This window comes from Paenibacillus sp. GCM10027630, assembly GCF_042676305.1.
Lineage (GTDB): Bacteria > Bacillota > Bacilli > Paenibacillales > NBRC-103111 > Paenibacillus_S.
Genome location: NZ_JBHTGY010000063.1, coordinates 1 through 552, shown reverse-complemented (window position 1 = coordinate 552; position 552 = coordinate 1). Strand labels below are relative to the sequence as shown.

The following is a 552-nucleotide window of genomic DNA, read 5'->3' as shown; positions in this document are numbered from 1 at the left end:
GCTCCCTCGAAATGATTCAGTTTCCTCACTCAGGCTCATGAATTCGCAGGATTTCACCCTGTAGTAAGTTGAAGAGAAGAAGAGAAGGAGGAGCTGGTTTCTGTTGAAAATAGAAAAGGGCGTGCGCAAACAAAGGTGAGGTATCCATCACCCATAATGTTCCAAATGTGCACGTCTCCACTGCGCCCTAGAGATTCTCGCTCCCATGTCTCAACGGGTCTCAGCCCTTTCATTCCTTCGTCACATCTAACTATGGGGGTGGAGGTCGGTTTTTCTAACGGAACGGGTCCGAGCCCTTTTGCGTAACGTCTCCCGATACTCCGTACTTCTTTTCATCCTGCGAATTCTTGAACCGGTGAGGATTAACTGTTTTTAAGCTGCTTGTGGGAAAACTCGTGTTGAATCGTAATCCTCGCTGCTTTTAGCTAGACCAACTAACAGACGCGCTACTTTACCACATAATTTCATGATGGATTTCATCTTCTTTAGCTTTTTTTCCTCCACATTATAGCGATGTAAAGCCCGAACTTCTGGATTACTCATAACCATGCA

General features: G+C 45.7%; 1 pseudogene. It reads right to left on the bottom strand.

Features of this window, described 5'->3' with window-relative positions:
• Positions 1-372 precede the first annotated feature (372 nt).
• Positions 373-552 (bottom strand): annotated as a pseudogene (locus ACFQ0C_RS31625) (IS110 family RNA-guided transposase); the annotation flags it as partial.